This window comes from Labrys sp. Lb11, from assembly GCF_057554225.1.
In genome coordinates this window covers 268,300-282,937 of the sequence record NZ_BAAJOT010000002.1, presented here as the reverse complement: position 1 = coordinate 282,937, position 14,638 = coordinate 268,300, and the positions used below count along the sequence as shown (strand labels likewise).

Below are 14,638 nucleotides of genomic sequence, written 5' to 3'. Positions count from 1 at the left end.
GCGCGCCGTCAGCGGCCGCGGAGGTTGCCGAAGATCATCGCCGCGATGATGATCGCGCCGCGCACGGCGTCCTGCCAGAAGATGGGGACGTTCAACAGGTTGAGGATGTTGACGATCAGCACCAGGATGATCGTGCCGACCACGGTGCCCGAGACCGTGCCGCGACCTCCGGCCAGGCTCGCCCCGCCGATGACGACGGCGGCGATGGCGTCGAGCTCGTACATCTGGCCCATGGTCGGCGTGGCGACGCTGACGCGGGAGGTGAGCAGGATGCCGGCGATGCCACTGAGCAGGCCGCTGATCGTGTAGACTGCGAACAGCGTCCAGCCGATCGGCACGCCGGAGGCGAAGGCGGCGTTGCGGTTGCTGCCGACGGCGAAGACGCGCCGGCCGAACACCGTCCGGGTCAGCACGAAGGTGACCACCAGGATCAGCGCCAGCCAGAACAGGCCGATGGTCGGCAGGCCGAGGATCTCGCCGCGGCCGGGGAACACGAAGATCTCGCGCGTCTCGGCCGCCGGCTGCAACGGCCCGCCCTCGGTGTAGGCGTAGGTCAGGCCGCGGGCGAGGGCAAGCATGCCGAGCGTCATCACGAAGGGCGAGACGCGCAGGAAGGCGATGATGGCGCCGTTGAAGGCGCCGAGGCCGACGCCGACGGCGAGGCCGGCGAGGATGGCGACCGGCAGCGGCAGGTGGGCCTGGGTGCCGACGGCGATCACGCCGGCGAGCGCGGCCATGGAGCCGACGCTGAGGTCGATGCCGGCGGAGATGATCACCAGCAGCATGCCGAGCGAGATGATGCCGATGACCGAGCTCTGCCGGATGAGGTTGAGCTGGTTGACCTCGGTGAGGAACTTCGGGACGAGCAGGCAGGCCAGCAGATAGATGCCGAGCAGGATCAGCAGCGGATAGTTCTGCGCCAGCCGGCTGGCCCAGCGGGGAAGCGGTGCGGCGGCCATGTCAGGTCCTTCCATTCGCGGCGCGGCGCGCGCGCAGCTCGTGCCCGAGCGCGATCGAGATCAGTTGCGTCTTGTCGTAAGCGCCGGCGGCAAGCTCGGCGGCGATCTCGTACTCGACCATCACCAGCGCCCGGTCGGCGAGGTGCATCAGCTCTTCGGCCTCCGAGGAGATCAGCAGCACGCCTTTGCCCTCGCGGGCGAAGCGCTCGATGATGGCGTAGATCTGGCGCTTGGCGCCGACGTCGACGCCCTTGGTCGGCTCGTCGATGATGAACAGGCGGGCCGAGGACGCCGCCCATTTGGCGACGCAGACCTTCTGCTGGTTGCCGCCGGAGAGGTTGACGGTCATGCCGTCCAGCGTGCCCTTGATCTGGAACTCTTCGATCAGCCGCGTGCCGAGCCGCGCCTCTTCCCGGCGGTCGACGACGCCGCGCCGGGAGAGCTTGTCGAGGGTGACCAGCGACATGTTGAACTGGTTGGAGAAGTCGGGGACGAAGCCTTCCCTGTGGCGATCCTCGGTGAGGTAGCAGACGCCGGCGGCGATGGCTTCGCGCGGCGAAGCGATGCGGGCCAGCCGGCCGTCGACGGCGAGGCCGTCGGCGGAGAAGCCGAAATGGCCGCCGAGCGCCTTGCCGATGGTCGAGCGGCCGCTGCCGACCAGCCCGTAAAGGCCGACGATCTCGCCCGGGCGGACGGTGAGGTCGATGCCCTGCACGCGGCCGCAGTGGAAGCCCTTGAGGTCCAGCACCGGGGTCGCTTCCGCGGCCGCCGGCGAGGCCTTCGGCTCGAGCGCCGACAGGCGCTCGCCGATCATCATGGCGCTGATGTCCTCCTCGGTGCGGCCGGCGGCGGGAACCACGTCGATCAGGCGGCCGTCGCGCAGCACCGCGATCCGGTCGGCCAGGACCTGGACCTCGTTGAGCTTGTGCGAGACGAAGATGATGCAGCTGCCGGCCGCCCGCTGCTCGCGGACGATGTCGACGACGATGTCGAAATGCTCCTCGTTGGTCGAGGCCGTGGTCTCGTCGAGGATCAGGAGCTTGTGCGGGACGACGAAGACGCGGGCCAGCGCCAGCATGTGCCGGTTGCCGGGCGTCAGCTCGCCGGCCGGCTGGTCGAGGTCGATGCCGTGCAGGCCGACCTTGTCGAGCAGGGCGCGGCTGCGGGCGCGGTCGCGGCGCAGCGTCAGGGCGGACCAGGGGCGATTGAGGTCGAACAGCCAGAGGTTCTCCTCGACGCTGAGATCCTCCACGACCAGCGGTTCCTGGTACATCATCAGGACGCCCGCCTCGATGCCGTCGCGCGGCATGGTGTGGCGCAGCGGTGCGCCGGCAAGGCGGATCTCGCCGGCGGATGGCGGCATGAGGCCGGCCAGGAGCTTGGAGAGCGTCGACTTGCCGGCGCCGTTCGCCCCGCAGATCGCCAGCACCTCGCCGGGATATCCGGCGAGCGTGACGTCCTCCAGGGCGCGCACCCCGGGATAGGTCTTCGACACCGCCGCGACCTCGAACACGGGAGCCGACGATGACGCGGCGGCCGGGGTCATACGCTCCTCCTTGTCACAGTGCGGGCCGGGCGACGGCGGGCACCGGCCTGCATCCGATTTGTTATCGGCATATGCGGTTGTCCGTATAACCTATCAAGCTGCTATCTTGAGTCAATCGGATTGTCGGTTGAGGCGCCTGGAAATAGGGCCGACAATCGAATTTGGATGGAAATCCAGGCTGATGGCCCGGATTCGCAAGCAACCGGACGGCCGGGGCGGTCCGTCCCGGAGCGAGGGCGGGGGCGGAGGCAATCCTGTTGTGCGGACATCACGCCTGGTATAGGCTCCGACTTGAAAGAGCCGTTCCAGAGTGCCCATGCTCGATCGAACCACGCCGATTCCGCTCTACTTCCAGCTCGCCGAGACCATCCGCGCCCAGATCGCGGCCGGCACCTATGCCAGCGGCGGCAAGCTTCCGTCCGAGCATGAGTTGTGCACGCAGTACGATGTGTCGCGCAGCGTCGTGCGCCAGGCGCTGCAGGCGCTGTCGCAGGACGGGCTGATCGAGACCGAGCGCGGACGCGGCGCCTTCGTGCGCGAACGCAAGGTGCCGATCGCCCTGACGCAGCGGCTCGACCCGCTGCATCAGGACCTGGCCAAGGCCGGCTTCAAGCTGACCACCAAGGTGCTGCAGCAGCGCCTGATCGATGCCCCGCCGCGCATCGCCGAGCGAATCAACGACGCCAAGGCGGTCTATCTGGAGCGGCTGCGCTACGCCGACGGGCAGGTGCTGCTGCTGGTGCAGAATTACCTGCCGGCAGGGCGGGTGCCGGGGCTCCTCGACTTCCAGGGCCTGGAGACCGTGTCGCTCTACGATCACCTCAAGGAGCAGTTCGGCATCATCGCCACCACCGGCCAGCGCATCATCGAGATCGGCCGGGCCAGCGAGGAAGTCGCCCGCCACCTCGGCCTGGAGCCGGGCGAGCGCGTGCTGTTCAACCGCGAGGTCACCTATGACCAGGACGGCGCGGCGGTGGAATACTACGAGTCCTGGCACCATCCCGACCGGACGCGCCTGACCATCCAGCTCAACCGCCAGGCCGACTGAGCGGCCCCGGCGCGCCCCGTGAGGCGCGCCGCCGCGGTCAAGCTTCCAGCGAATGCACCTCCGACGGCAGATAGGTGCGGGCCTGCGCCAGAATCCGGTCGGCGGTGAGGCCGAAATGGACGTAGAGCTCGGGGCCGGGCGCCGACTCGCCGAAGCTGTCGATGCCGATCACCGCGCCGGGGCCGCGCAGGAACTGATACCAATAGAGCGGCGAGGCGGCCTCGATGAAGAGGGTCGGCACGTCCGCGGGCAGGACCGCGTCGCGATAGGCCTGCGGCTGGCGCGCGAACAGGTTGCCGTTCGGCACCGAGACCACCCGCACGGAATGGCCTTCGCCGGCCAGCGCCCTGGCCGTCTCGACCGCGAGGCCGAGTTCGGAGCCGGTCGCCGCCAGGACGAGGTCGGGGCGTGACCGGCTGCCTTCGGACAGGACGTAGCCGCCCCGGGCGATCCGCTCCTCGTCGCCCGCGGCGTGGGCGATGGGCGCGGCGTCCTGGCGCGCGGCGACGATGACGCTCGGGCCGTTGCGCCGAAGCGCCTCGGCCCAGGCGACGGTCGCCTCCAGCTCGCTTGCCGGGCGCCACAGCGACATGCCGGGGATGGCCCTGAGCGCCACCAGCTGTTCCGCCGGCTGGTGCGTCGGCCCGTCCTCGCCGACGCCGATGGAATCATGCGTGTAGAGGAAGACGGTGCGCAGCTTCATCAGCGACGCGAGACGGACGGCGTTGCGGCTGTAGTCGCTGAAGACGAGATAGCAGGCGCCGTAGGGGATCAGGCCGCCATGGGCGGCCATGCCGTTCATGATCGCCGACATGCCGAATTCGCGCACGCCGTAATGCACGAAATTGCCGGAGATGTCGTTCGGGCGGATCGACTTCGATGCCGAGGTCCAGGCCAGCGTCGACTGCGACACGTCGCCCGAGCCGCCGATCACCTCCGGCAGCACCGCCGCGAGCTTGCCGAGCACCGTGTTCGAAGCCTTGCGGATCGGCTGGCGGCCGGGCGGCGTCGCATGCAGCGCCGCGACATGCGCGGCGACGGTGTCGTCGAACCCGGCCGGCAGCTCGCTGGCCATGCGGCGGCGGACCTCGGCGGCAAGCTCGGGATGCTTCTGCGCATAGGCGGCGAACAACTCGTCCCACCGGGCCTCGGCGTCGGCGCCGCGGGCGCGGGCGTCCCAGCCGGCCCTGACATGGTCGGGCAGGACGAAAGGCGGGTGATGCCAGCCGAGCGCCTCGCGGGTCAGCGCCACCTCGGCGGCGCCGAGGGGAGAGCCGTGGACCTCTTCCTTGCCCTGCTTGTTGGGCGAGCCGAAGCCGATGATGGTCTTGCAGCAGATCATGGTCGGGCGGTCGGCCGAGCGGCGCGCCGCGGCGAAGGCCGCCTGCACCGCCGCGGCGTCGTGGCCGTCGACATCGGCGATCACGTTCCAGCCCATGGCGCGAAACCGCATGGCGGTGTCGTCGGCGAACCAGTCCCTGACCTCGCCGTCGATGGAGATGCCGTTGTCGTCGTAGACGGCGATCAGCTTGTTCAGCTTCAGCGCGCCGGCGAGCGAGGCGGCCTCGTGGGAAATGCCTTCCATCAGGCAGCCGTCGCCGACGAAGACATAGGTGTGATGGTCGAAGACCGGGAAGCCGTCGCGGTTGAACTCCCCGGCCAGCTTCTTCTCCGCCAGCGCCATGCCGACGGCGTTGGCGAAGCCCTGGCCCAGCGGACCGGTGGTGGTCTCCACGCCCGGCGTGATGCCGTATTCGGGATGGCCGGGCGTCTTCGAGCCGAGCTTGCGGTGGGCGCGCAGATCGGCCAGCGACAGGTCGTAGCCGGCGAGGTGCAGCAGCGAATAGATCAGCATCGAGCCGTGGCCGTTCGACTGGACGAAGCGGTCGCGGTCGATCCAGCCGGGATTGGCCGGATTGTGCTTGAGGAAGCCGTTCCACAGCACCTCGGCGATGTCGGCCATGCCCATGGCGGTGCCGGGATGGCCGGTCTTGGCCTCCTGCACCGCATCGACGGTGAGGAAGCGGATGGCGTTCGCCAATTCGCGATGTGGACGCTCGTTCATGGACGCGATATCCCCCGAAGTCTGCCGCCTCAGCCGGTGCATCCGCTGCCCGGTGATCCGTGCTTGAGCTGCCTATGTTGTCATCCTGTACGTACATCTAGAGGGGATGATGGGACGTGTCAAACGCCATCTCCGGCCGCGGCGGGGCGGCTTGATTCCGCCGGGTGCTTATGGGCAATCTCCCGCCGCCCCGGGCTTTCGCCGGCGGGCTTGCCCGGCACTGCCCTGCCTCTTCCCGACGACGAGACCGACATGACCGCATCGAGCACCGCGCGCGCCTGGACCAGCCTGCCGAGCCATCGCCACTGGCTGTTCGCGCAGGCCGGCAGCCTCCTCGACTTCTTCCAGGGCGCCATCGACCCGAGCGGCGGTTTCCACGACCTCGACGATGCCGGCCGGCCGCTGCCGGGCGCGAGCGGGCGCCAGCTCCACACCACCACCCGCATGGTGCATTGCTACGCCATCGGCCAGCTGATGGGGCGGCCGGGCTCGGACCTCGTCGTCGACCACGGCCTCGACTTCCTGTGGAACGGCCATCGCGACACCGTGCATGGCGGCTATGTCTGGGGCGTCGGCTCGGACGAGGCCAAGCAGGCCTATGGCCACGCCTTCGTGCTGCTGGCCGCCTCGAGCGCCAAGGTCGCCGGCCATCCCGACGCGGACCGGCTGCTCGCCGACATCTCCGATGTGCTGATGCAGCGCTTCTGGGAGGAGCGGCACGGGGCGGTGGCCGAGGAGTTCTCGCGCGACTGGACGCCGCTCGGCCCCTATCGCGGCCAGAACTCCAACATGCACCTGACCGAGGCGCTGATGGCCGCCTTCGAGGCGACGGGCGATGCCCAGTACCTGCGCATGGCCGAGCGCGTCGCCGACCTGATCGTCGCCCGCCATGCCGCCGCGAATGGCTGGCGGCTGCCCGAGCATTTCGACGCGGAGTGGCGGCTGGACCGGGAGTATTCCGGCAGCCCGGTGTTCCGCCCCTATGGCACCACCCCCGGCCACTGGCTGGAATGGGCGCGGCTGCTGCTCCAGCTCTGGGAGCTCGGCGGGCGCACGCTCGCCTGGCTGCCCGACGCGGCGCGGGCGCTGTTCCTGCAGGCGGTGGGCGAGGGCTGGGATGCGGTGAAGGGCGGCTTCTACTACACGCTCGACTGGAGCGGTGCGCCGCGCATCCGCGACCGCTACTGGTGGCCCTGCACCGAGGGCATCGGCGCCGCCTATTTCCTGCAGGCGACGACCGGCGAGGCCGTGTTCGAGGATTGGTACCGCCGCATCTGGAATTTTTCCGCCGCCCGTTTCATCGACCGGCGCAATGGCGGCTGGCATCCCCAGCTCGACGACGACCTCGTGCCGAACACCAACCCGTTCCACGGCAAGCCCGACATCTACCACGCGCTGCAGGCCTGCCTGATCCCGCTGCTGCCGACGACCGGCAGCATCACGCGCGGACTGCAGGCGGGAGGCATCGTGCTCGAAGGACAGGGGTGAGGGGGCTTCACCCGGCCCCGTGCCGTGCCTGGCTGTCGGCCGGAGCCTGGTCGCGGCGCTCGGTCATGCCGTAGTCGCGCACCACCTCGGCGACCCGCAGGCGGTAGTCGGCGAAGATGCCGCCGCGGCCGGTGGCCTGGGTGGCGCGGTGGCGCTCGTGGTTGCGCCAGCGGGCGACGGCCGCCTCGTCGCGGAAGAACGACAGCGACAGCATCTTGCCCGGCTCGCTCAGGCTCTCGAAGCGCTCGACCGAGATGAAGCCGTCGATGGCTTCGAGCTCGGCGCGCAGGCGCGCCGCGTGGTCGAGATAGGTGTCCCGGCGGCCTTCTGCCGGCCGGACCTCGAAGATGACGGCGATCATCGGCTCCTCCCTCGCTTTGCGGCCGAAGCCGCCTTGATGGGCCTCGTCGCGACGATCCGGTTGACGCGGATCGGCGGCTGCGACAAGCATGATGCTCCCGTCCAGGCCGCGCGTCGGCCGGACGCCGCAACGAGGCGGCGGCAGGACGGGCAGGCAGCGCCGCCATTCGACAATCCTGCATCCGGGCTCCGCCGCCGAGATGCGGGATCACGCCCCACCCCGCGCAAGCCGGAGTAACCAATCTTGAGCATGCCTCCCTGGAAGGTCGGGATCCTCGCTTCGCAGACCGGCGTCACCGCCGCGACGGAACGCACGCTCCTGGCTGCGGCCCTGCTCGCTATCGAGGAGATCAACGCCGCCGGCGGCGTCGACGGCCGGGAGATCGTCCCGGCGATCTACGACCCCGGCGGCAACCCCGAGCACTGCGCGGCCCAGTGCAAGCAGCTGGTCGCGCATGACAGGGCCAACATCATCTTCGGCTGCTACACCTCGTCCCAGCGCAAGGCGGTGCTGCCGGTGATCCACGCCCATGACGCGCTGCTGTGCTATCCGACCATGTATGAAGGGTTCGAATACTCCGACAACATCTTCTATGCCGGAGCAGCGCCGAACCAGAACAACCTGCCGCTCGCCGAATACATGATGAAGCATTGCGGCCACCGGTTCTGCATCGTCGGCTCCGACTATCTCTTTCCGCGCGAGGCCAGCCGCATCTTCAAGGAGGCGGTCGGCCAGCGCGGCGGCAAGGTGCTGTCGGAGGTCTACCTGCCGATGAACGCCTCCGGCGAGCATATCAAGCCGGTGGTCGAGACCATCCTGCAGCTCAAGCCCGACGCCATCTTCTGCGCCCTCGTCGGCGACTCCGTCATCCCCTTCTACCAGGGCCTGCATCGCGCCCGGCGCGGGGCTGCCGGCATCACCGTCGGCAGCCTGAACACCAGCGAGGCGGATCTGGTCTCGATCGGGCCGGAGGCCTCGCACGGGCATCTCCTGTCGATGCCCTATTTCTCCAGCGTCGAGACGGCGGCGAACCGCGCCTTCGTCTCGCTCTACCACCGGCATTTCGGCGCCTCGAGCAGCATCACCAGCTGCTCGGAGGCCGTGTATTTCCAGGTCCACCTGGTGGCGCGCGCCCTCGCCGCGACCGGGGCCGACGACCGGCGCCTGCTGCTCGATGCCCTGCGCGGGGCGGAGTTCGACGCGCCGCAAGGCCGCATCCGCGTCGATCCCGACAACAACCACACCTATCTGTGGCCGCGCATCGGGCGGATCGAGAACGGCGCCATCCGGGTGGTGGAGAGCGGCAGCGAGCCGGTGAAGCCCGATCCCTATCTCGTGCATCCCTCGCCGGTGACCGGCGAGAGCGGTGTCCGCGACGACGTCACGGCCTGAGGGACGCCGATGTCGCCGGTCACCGACGCCCTGCTGCGAGACATCCGCCTGCTGCGTGTCGCGGTCGGCCACCCGGAGGACACGGATTGCGAAGTGCTGGTGCGCCAGCTCATCCGCATCGGCTGCCGGCTGGAGATCGTCTGGCCGCTGGGCGAGGCCGTGCCGCTCTGGGCGGACGTGCTGTTCTTCAAGGCGGACCAGGCCATGGATGCGGGCTTCCGCAACAGCCTGACCGGGCTGTCGGCCCAGGATATGCCGGCGCTGATCGCCCTGGTCGACTTCGAGGATCCGACCACCATGCGCGCCATGCTGGAGCTGCGGCCGAATGCGGTGATCGGCAAGCCGATCCAGCCGCTCGGCGTGCTCGCCAACCTGGTGGTGGCGCGCCAGGCGCGCCTCAGGCTGCGCGAGATGACGGCGCACGCGGAAAAGCTGGAGCGCAAGCTCAGCTCGATGAAGACGGTCAATCTCGCCAAGTCCATCCTCATGCGCCAGCTCGGGCTCGCCGAGCCCGAGGCCCACGACCTCCTGCGCAAGCAGGCCATGGAGAGCCGGATCTCGATCGAGGACATGGCCGAGAGCGTCGTGCGCTCCAGCAACATCTTCGCCCGGGCAAGCAAGCCCTGATCGGATCGATCGCGATCGACGGCTTGACAACAGGGCAAGGCCGCGCTTAGCTTGATGCCGGCACAAATCGCTGACGATTTGCGTCCCCATAATCTGGGCAAAGACGCCCGGACTTGAAGCATTGAAGCTCCGTCGAGGTTTTTACCTCACGGGGTTTTTTTGTTTTTGTCATCCATCCCAAGCCCAGCAAGCGCGTTTCGACCGAAACATCTCAACCGTCCGCCAGAGACGGCCCAGGGGAGGACACGATGAATCCAATCGACAGGCGGAGTCTGCTCAAGGCGTCCGGCCTCGCGGCTGCCGGGGTGTTCGCGCCGGCGATCCTGCGCGGCTCGGGCAGCGCCTGGGCGGCGGAGGAGATCCCCGTCGGCGTGATGTATTCGCTGACCGGCACCACCGCGATCGTCGAGAAGTCGATGAACCAGTGCGCGCTGATGGCGATCGCCGAGATCAACGCCCGGGGCGGCGTGCTCGGGCGCCAACTCAAGCCGATCGTCGAGGACCCGGCTTCCGATCCGCGCACCTACAGCGAGAAGGCGCGAAAGCTGATCATCGACGACCAGGTGCCGGTGGTGTTCGGCTGCTACACCACCGCCAGCCGGAAGGCGGTGCTGCCCGTGGTCGAGCGGCGCAAGAGCCTGCTGGTCTGGCCGACCTGGTACGAAGGCGAGGAGTGCTCCAAGAACATCCTCTATGCCGGCTCCGCCGTGCCGAACCAGCAGCTGGAGAATTCGTTGCCCTGGCTCAAGAACAAGCTGGGCAAGAGCAAGCTGTTCATCGTCGGCTCCGACTACGCGTTCCCGCGCGGCATGGCCAAGACGTCGCGGACCATCTGCCAGAAGATCGGCATGGAGGTGGTGGGCGACGAATACCTACCGCTCGGCCACACCGAATGGGCGTCCCTGGTCTCGAAGATCGGCTCGAGCGGAGCCGACGTGATCTTCTCCAACGTCGTCGGTGATTCCATCGTCGCCTTCTATCGCGAGTTCAAGAACCAGGGCTACGACTTCGAGAAGCTGCCATTGTGCTCCTCGACCACCACCGAGGTCGAGATCAAGGCCATGGGGCCGGAATATGCCCTCGGCAGCTATGTGTCGCTGCCCTATTTCCAGACGGTCGACACGCCGCAGAACAAGGCCTTCGTCCCGGCCTTCAAGGCCTTCGCCGGTGCCGACGCCGTGACCCATGCGGCGATGGAGGCGGTCTATATCGGCGTCAACATCTGGGCGATGGCGGCCGAGAAGGCCAAGGACGCCTCGCCCAAGGCCGTGCTCGCCAATGTCGGCGGCCTGTCCTTCGACGCGCCGCAGGGCAAGGTGACGATCGACCCCGCCAACCTCCACACCTATCTGACGCCGCGCATCGGCCGCACCCGCGCCGACGGCCTGCTCGACATCGTCGACCAATATGCCGAGCCGCTGGTCCCGCTGCCCTATTCGAGCGCGGGCGAAACGGCGGACAAGCGCATCTGCACGGAAAAGGGCGCAACCCTCTGACGTGTGGGTGCAGCCTCGGCAATGGCCGCCGGCGCCGCTCCTCCCGGCGCCGGCGGTCCTCCTGCTCCAGGCATGGGTAGCTGGCTATGGAAACCATCGTCATCGGGCTGAGCATCGCCTCGATCCTGTTCATGGTCGCGCTCGGCCTGGCGATCATATACGGGACGATGAAGGTCATCAATCTTGCCCATGGCGAGATGCTGATGCTCGGCGCCTACGTCACCGTCCTCGCCACCAAGCATCTGGGCCTCAGCCTCTATGCCTGCATTCCGCTCGCCTTCCTGGTCGCCGGCCTCTTCGGCATGCTGATCGAGCGCCTGGTGGTCTGCCATCTCTACGGCCGCGTCCTCGACACGCTGCTGGCGACCTGGGGCATCTCGCTGATCCTGCAGCAGCTGATCCGCATCCATTTCGGCCTGGCCCTGTTCGGCATCCACATCGACGGACTCGGCTCGGACCTGCAGAACGTGCCGGTGCCGCCGGAACTGCAGCGCGCCTTCGTACTGTTCGGCGCCCAGGTGCCGGTGTACCGCGCCTTCGCGCTGCTCGTGGCGGTGCTGCTCGGCCTCGTCAGCTGGTGGCTCATCTACCGCACCCGCTTCGGCAGCCAGTTGCGCGCCGTCGCGGTGGCACGCAACACCGCCGCGGCCTGCGGCGTCAACGACAGCCGCGTCAACGCGCTCGCCTTCGCCTACGGCTCGGGCCTGGCCGGCGTCGCCGGCGTGGTGGTGTCCGGCTTCAAGACTGTCTCGCCCGACATGGGCACGCCCTATGTCGTCGACGCCTTCCTGGTGGTGGTCGCCGGCGGCGTCGGCCATCTCGCCGGCACGGTGTTCGCCTCCGGCATCCTCGGCGAGGTCCAGGCGTTCGTGGCGATGCTGCTCAACGACGTCTACGGCCGCACCGTGCTGTTCGCCGTCGTCATCCTCATCCTCCTGTTCAAGCCCGCCGGCCTGTTCGTCACCAGGAGCCGCTGAGTGCCGGACCAAGACCCCTGGAGCGACGCATGAGCCGCCGGACCGTCACCATCGCCGCCTATGCCGCCTTCTTCGCGGTGATCCTCGCCCTGCCATTGGTGCTGAACGGCTTCTGGACCAACCGTATCGCCACCTATCTCGTCTATGCCATCTGCGCGGTCGCGGTCAGCATGTCCTGGGGCTATGGCGGCGTGCTCAATCTCGGCCAGGGCTTCTTCTTCGGCATGGGCGCCTACATGCTCGCCATGTCGCTGACGCTCGGCGTGCCGGACAACAACCCGGTGCCGCAGCTGATGCTGCTGAACATGAAGCCGGACGCGGTCCGCGACCTGTGCTGCGTCGTGCCCGGCTCCTTCCTGTGGATCCCGTTCCGCTCGGTGACGGTCGGCGTCCTGGCCGGCGTGCTGGTGCCGCTGGCCTGCGCCTTCGTCTTCGGCGCGGTGATGTTCAGGCGGCGCACCGCCGGCGTCTATGTCTCGATCATCACCCTGGCGATCGCCCTGATCGGCCAGCTCCTGATCATCAACAACCAGCCGCTCACCGGCGGCTTCAACGGCCTCGCCGACCTTGCGCCGCCGGCCATCGGCGACTTCGAGTTCGATCCCTACGGCCCGAGCATCTACTATCTCGTCGCCGGCGTGCTGCTCGTCGTCATCCTCCTCGCCCGCTTCATCCTGTCGGGCCGGGTCGGCCAGGTGCTGAAGGCGGTGCGCGAGGACGAGGCCAGGGCCCGCTTCCTCGGCTATGCGGTCGACGACTACAAGCTCTTCATCTTCTGCCTGTCCGCCGCCGTGGCCGGCATCGCCGGCATGCTGTTCACCCTGACGGCGGAGTTCGCCTCGCCGGCCCTGATGGCGACATCGCTCAGCGTGTCGATGGTGATCTGGTCGGCGGCCGGCGGGCGCAACTCGCTGCTCGGCAGCTGCGTCGGGGCGCTGGTCGTCAATCTGGTGGCCTCGCTGGCGAGCGAAAGCCCGACCTTCCAGCCGGTCTGGCCGATCATCCTCGGTCTGATGTTCGTCCTCGTCGTGCTGGTGATGCCGAACGGCCTGGCCGGCGCCGTCCAGGCCCTGCTCGACCGCACCCTGTTCCGGAGCGAGGCCGCCGGCGGGGACGCAGTGGCGGCGCAGGCGGCGGAGGCGCGCGGCTGATGTGGGCGGAACCGCTGGACACGGCCCAGGACGGAGGGATGAACCAGGTGTCGGCATCGCAAGCTTCGCAGGCGGCGGCGTCGCAGCCGTCCGTGATCCTGCAGACGGTCGACCTGACCGTGCGCTTCAACGAGTTTCCGGCGATCTCCGCCGTCAACCTCGGCGTCGCCGACGGCGAGCTGCGCGTCATCATCGGCGCCAACGGCGCCGGCAAGTCGACGCTGCTCGATCTGATCTGCGGCAAGACGCTGCCGACCAGCGGCGAGATCCGCCTGCGCGGCCGCGACATCACTGGTATCGGCGAGGCCGAGATCGCCCGCAGCGGCATCGGCCGCAAGTTCCAGACGCCGACGACCTTCAAGGAGATGACGGTGCTGGAGAACCTGCAGGTGGCCAGCAACCGCCGCTTCGGCGTGTTCGAGAACCTGCTGCGCCGGGTTGCCGGCCGCCCGACCGAGCGGGAGGTGGCGGTGGCCGAGCGCACCGGCCTCATCGGCGTGCTCGGGCGCAAGGCATCCGAGCTGTCGCACGGCCAGTTGCAATGGCTGGAACTCGCCATGGTTCTGAGCCAGGATCCGAAGGTCATCCTGCTCGATGAGCCGGCGGCCGGTATGACGGCCGCCGAGACCGACAAGACCGCCGAGCTGCTGCTCGGCCTGGCGGGGGCGCACACGGTCCTGGTGATCGAGCACGACATGGCCTTCGTGCGCCGCATCGCCAGGACCATCACCGTCATGCACGAGGGCAGGGTGCTCGCCGAAGGCACGGCCGAGGCGATCGAGCACAATCCCGATGTCGTCAGGGCCTATCTTGGATCGCAGTCGCTCAGCCATGCTTAAGCTCGGCAACCTCGACGTCTTCTATGGCACCAGCCACATCATCCACGAGCTCGACCTCGAGATCCGCAAGGGCGAGACCTTCTGCATCCTCGGCCGCAACGGCGTCGGCAAGACCACGCTCTTGCGCAGCCTGCTCGGCATCGACGTCAGGACGCGCGGCTCGATCGAGCTCGAAGGCGCCGACATCAGCCGCTGCCCGACCTATGAGCGTGCCCGGCGCGGCCTCGGCTACGTGCCTCAGGGACGCGAGATCGTGCCCGGCCTTTCCGTGCTCGACAACATCCAGCTCGGCTGCAACGCCCGGCAGGACGGGAGCATGACCGTGCCGCCGCTGATCTGGAGTCTGTTCCCGTTCCTGAAGGAGCACCTGTCGCGGCGCGGCACCAACCTGTCCGGCGGCCAGCAGCAGCAACTCGCCATCGCCCGGGCGCTAACCACCGATCCGAAGATCCTGATCCTCGACGAGCCGACCGAGGGCATCCAGCCCAACATCGTCGAGGACATCGAGAAGACCATCATCGCGCTCAACCGCGATCACGGCCTGACCATCATCCTGGTGGAGCAGAAGATCCGCTTCGCCCGCACCGCCGGCCACCGCTTCGCCATGCTCGAGAAGGGGCGCGTGGTCGCCTCCGGCAATACGGCCGAGCTCAGCGACGGGCTCATCCGCAAGCACATGGCAGTTTGAA

The 14,638-nt window shown here is 68.5% G+C and carries 13 protein-coding genes; 9 read left to right on the top strand and 4 right to left on the bottom strand.

Annotation, left to right across the window (positions count from 1 at the left end; translation table 11 throughout):
* Positions 1-8: 8 nt before the first annotated feature.
* Positions 9-959, bottom strand: coding sequence for an ABC transporter permease (locus AC27L4_RS06485; protein WP_487141250.1), 951 nt, complete (start codon positions 957-959; stop codon positions 9-11).
* A gap of 1 nt (position 960) precedes the next feature.
* Complete coding sequence (locus AC27L4_RS06480) at positions 961-2,505, bottom strand: sugar ABC transporter ATP-binding protein (protein ID WP_487141249.1); 1,545 nt, start codon at positions 2,503-2,505, stop codon at positions 961-963.
* A 316-nt stretch (positions 2,506-2,821) separates the two neighbouring features.
* Here AC27L4_RS06480 and AC27L4_RS06475 point away from each other — a divergent pair, with 316 nt between their 5' ends.
* Entirely contained in the window at positions 2,822-3,553 is a 732-nt protein-coding gene (locus tag AC27L4_RS06475; RefSeq protein WP_487141247.1) for a GntR family transcriptional regulator, read from the top strand.
* Between the two features lie 37 nt (positions 3,554-3,590).
* Here the strand turns inward: AC27L4_RS06475 and tkt are convergent, their stop codons facing one another.
* Entirely contained in the window at positions 3,591-5,618 is a 2,028-nt protein-coding gene (tkt, locus tag AC27L4_RS06470) for a transketolase (protein ID WP_487141246.1), read from the bottom strand.
* 252 nt (positions 5,619-5,870) lie between these two features.
* Here tkt and AC27L4_RS06465 point away from each other — a divergent pair, with 252 nt between their 5' ends.
* Positions 5,871-7,106, top strand: coding sequence for an AGE family epimerase/isomerase (locus AC27L4_RS06465; protein WP_487141245.1), 1,236 nt, complete (start codon positions 5,871-5,873; stop codon positions 7,104-7,106).
* A gap of 7 nt (positions 7,107-7,113) precedes the next feature.
* Here the strand turns inward: AC27L4_RS06465 and AC27L4_RS06460 are convergent, their stop codons facing one another.
* Positions 7,114-7,467, bottom strand: coding sequence for an antibiotic biosynthesis monooxygenase family protein (locus tag AC27L4_RS06460; RefSeq protein WP_487141244.1), 354 nt, complete (start codon positions 7,465-7,467; stop codon positions 7,114-7,116).
* A gap of 249 nt (positions 7,468-7,716) precedes the next feature.
* Here AC27L4_RS06460 and AC27L4_RS06455 point away from each other — a divergent pair, with 249 nt between their 5' ends.
* The 7 genes from AC27L4_RS06455 to urtE all read left to right on the top strand — a co-directional run bounded on the left by AC27L4_RS06455 (position 7,717) and on the right by urtE (position 14,637).
* Positions 7,717-8,859, top strand: coding sequence for a transporter substrate-binding domain-containing protein (locus AC27L4_RS06455; protein ID WP_487141915.1), 1,143 nt, complete (start codon positions 7,717-7,719; stop codon positions 8,857-8,859).
* 9 nt (positions 8,860-8,868) lie between these two features.
* Complete coding sequence (locus AC27L4_RS06450; protein WP_487141243.1) at positions 8,869-9,486, top strand: ANTAR domain-containing response regulator; 618 nt, start codon at positions 8,869-8,871, stop codon at positions 9,484-9,486.
* A gap of 248 nt (positions 9,487-9,734) precedes the next feature.
* A complete protein-coding gene (locus AC27L4_RS06445) occupies positions 9,735-10,982 on the top strand; it encodes a transporter substrate-binding domain-containing protein (protein ID WP_487141242.1) in 1,248 nt (415 codons plus the stop codon).
* 86 nt (positions 10,983-11,068) lie between these two features.
* Positions 11,069-11,959: an urea ABC transporter permease subunit UrtB gene (gene urtB, locus AC27L4_RS06440; RefSeq protein ID WP_487141240.1), complete on the top strand. Its 891-nt coding sequence runs from the start codon at positions 11,069-11,071 to the stop codon at positions 11,957-11,959.
* A gap of 29 nt (positions 11,960-11,988) precedes the next feature.
* Complete coding sequence (gene urtC, locus AC27L4_RS06435) at positions 11,989-13,110, top strand: urea ABC transporter permease subunit UrtC (RefSeq protein ID WP_487141239.1); 1,122 nt, start codon at positions 11,989-11,991, stop codon at positions 13,108-13,110.
* A 38-nt stretch (positions 13,111-13,148) separates the two neighbouring features.
* Positions 13,149-13,949 (top strand): urea ABC transporter ATP-binding protein UrtD, encoded by an 801-nt coding sequence (gene urtD, locus AC27L4_RS06430; protein WP_487141238.1) that lies wholly within the window; start codon positions 13,149-13,151, stop codon positions 13,947-13,949.
* A complete protein-coding gene (urtE, locus tag AC27L4_RS06425) occupies positions 13,942-14,637 on the top strand; it encodes an urea ABC transporter ATP-binding subunit UrtE (RefSeq protein WP_487141236.1) in 696 nt (231 codons plus the stop codon). Before urtD ends, urtE begins: the two co-directional genes overlap by 8 nt.
* Position 14,638 lies beyond the last annotated feature (1 nt).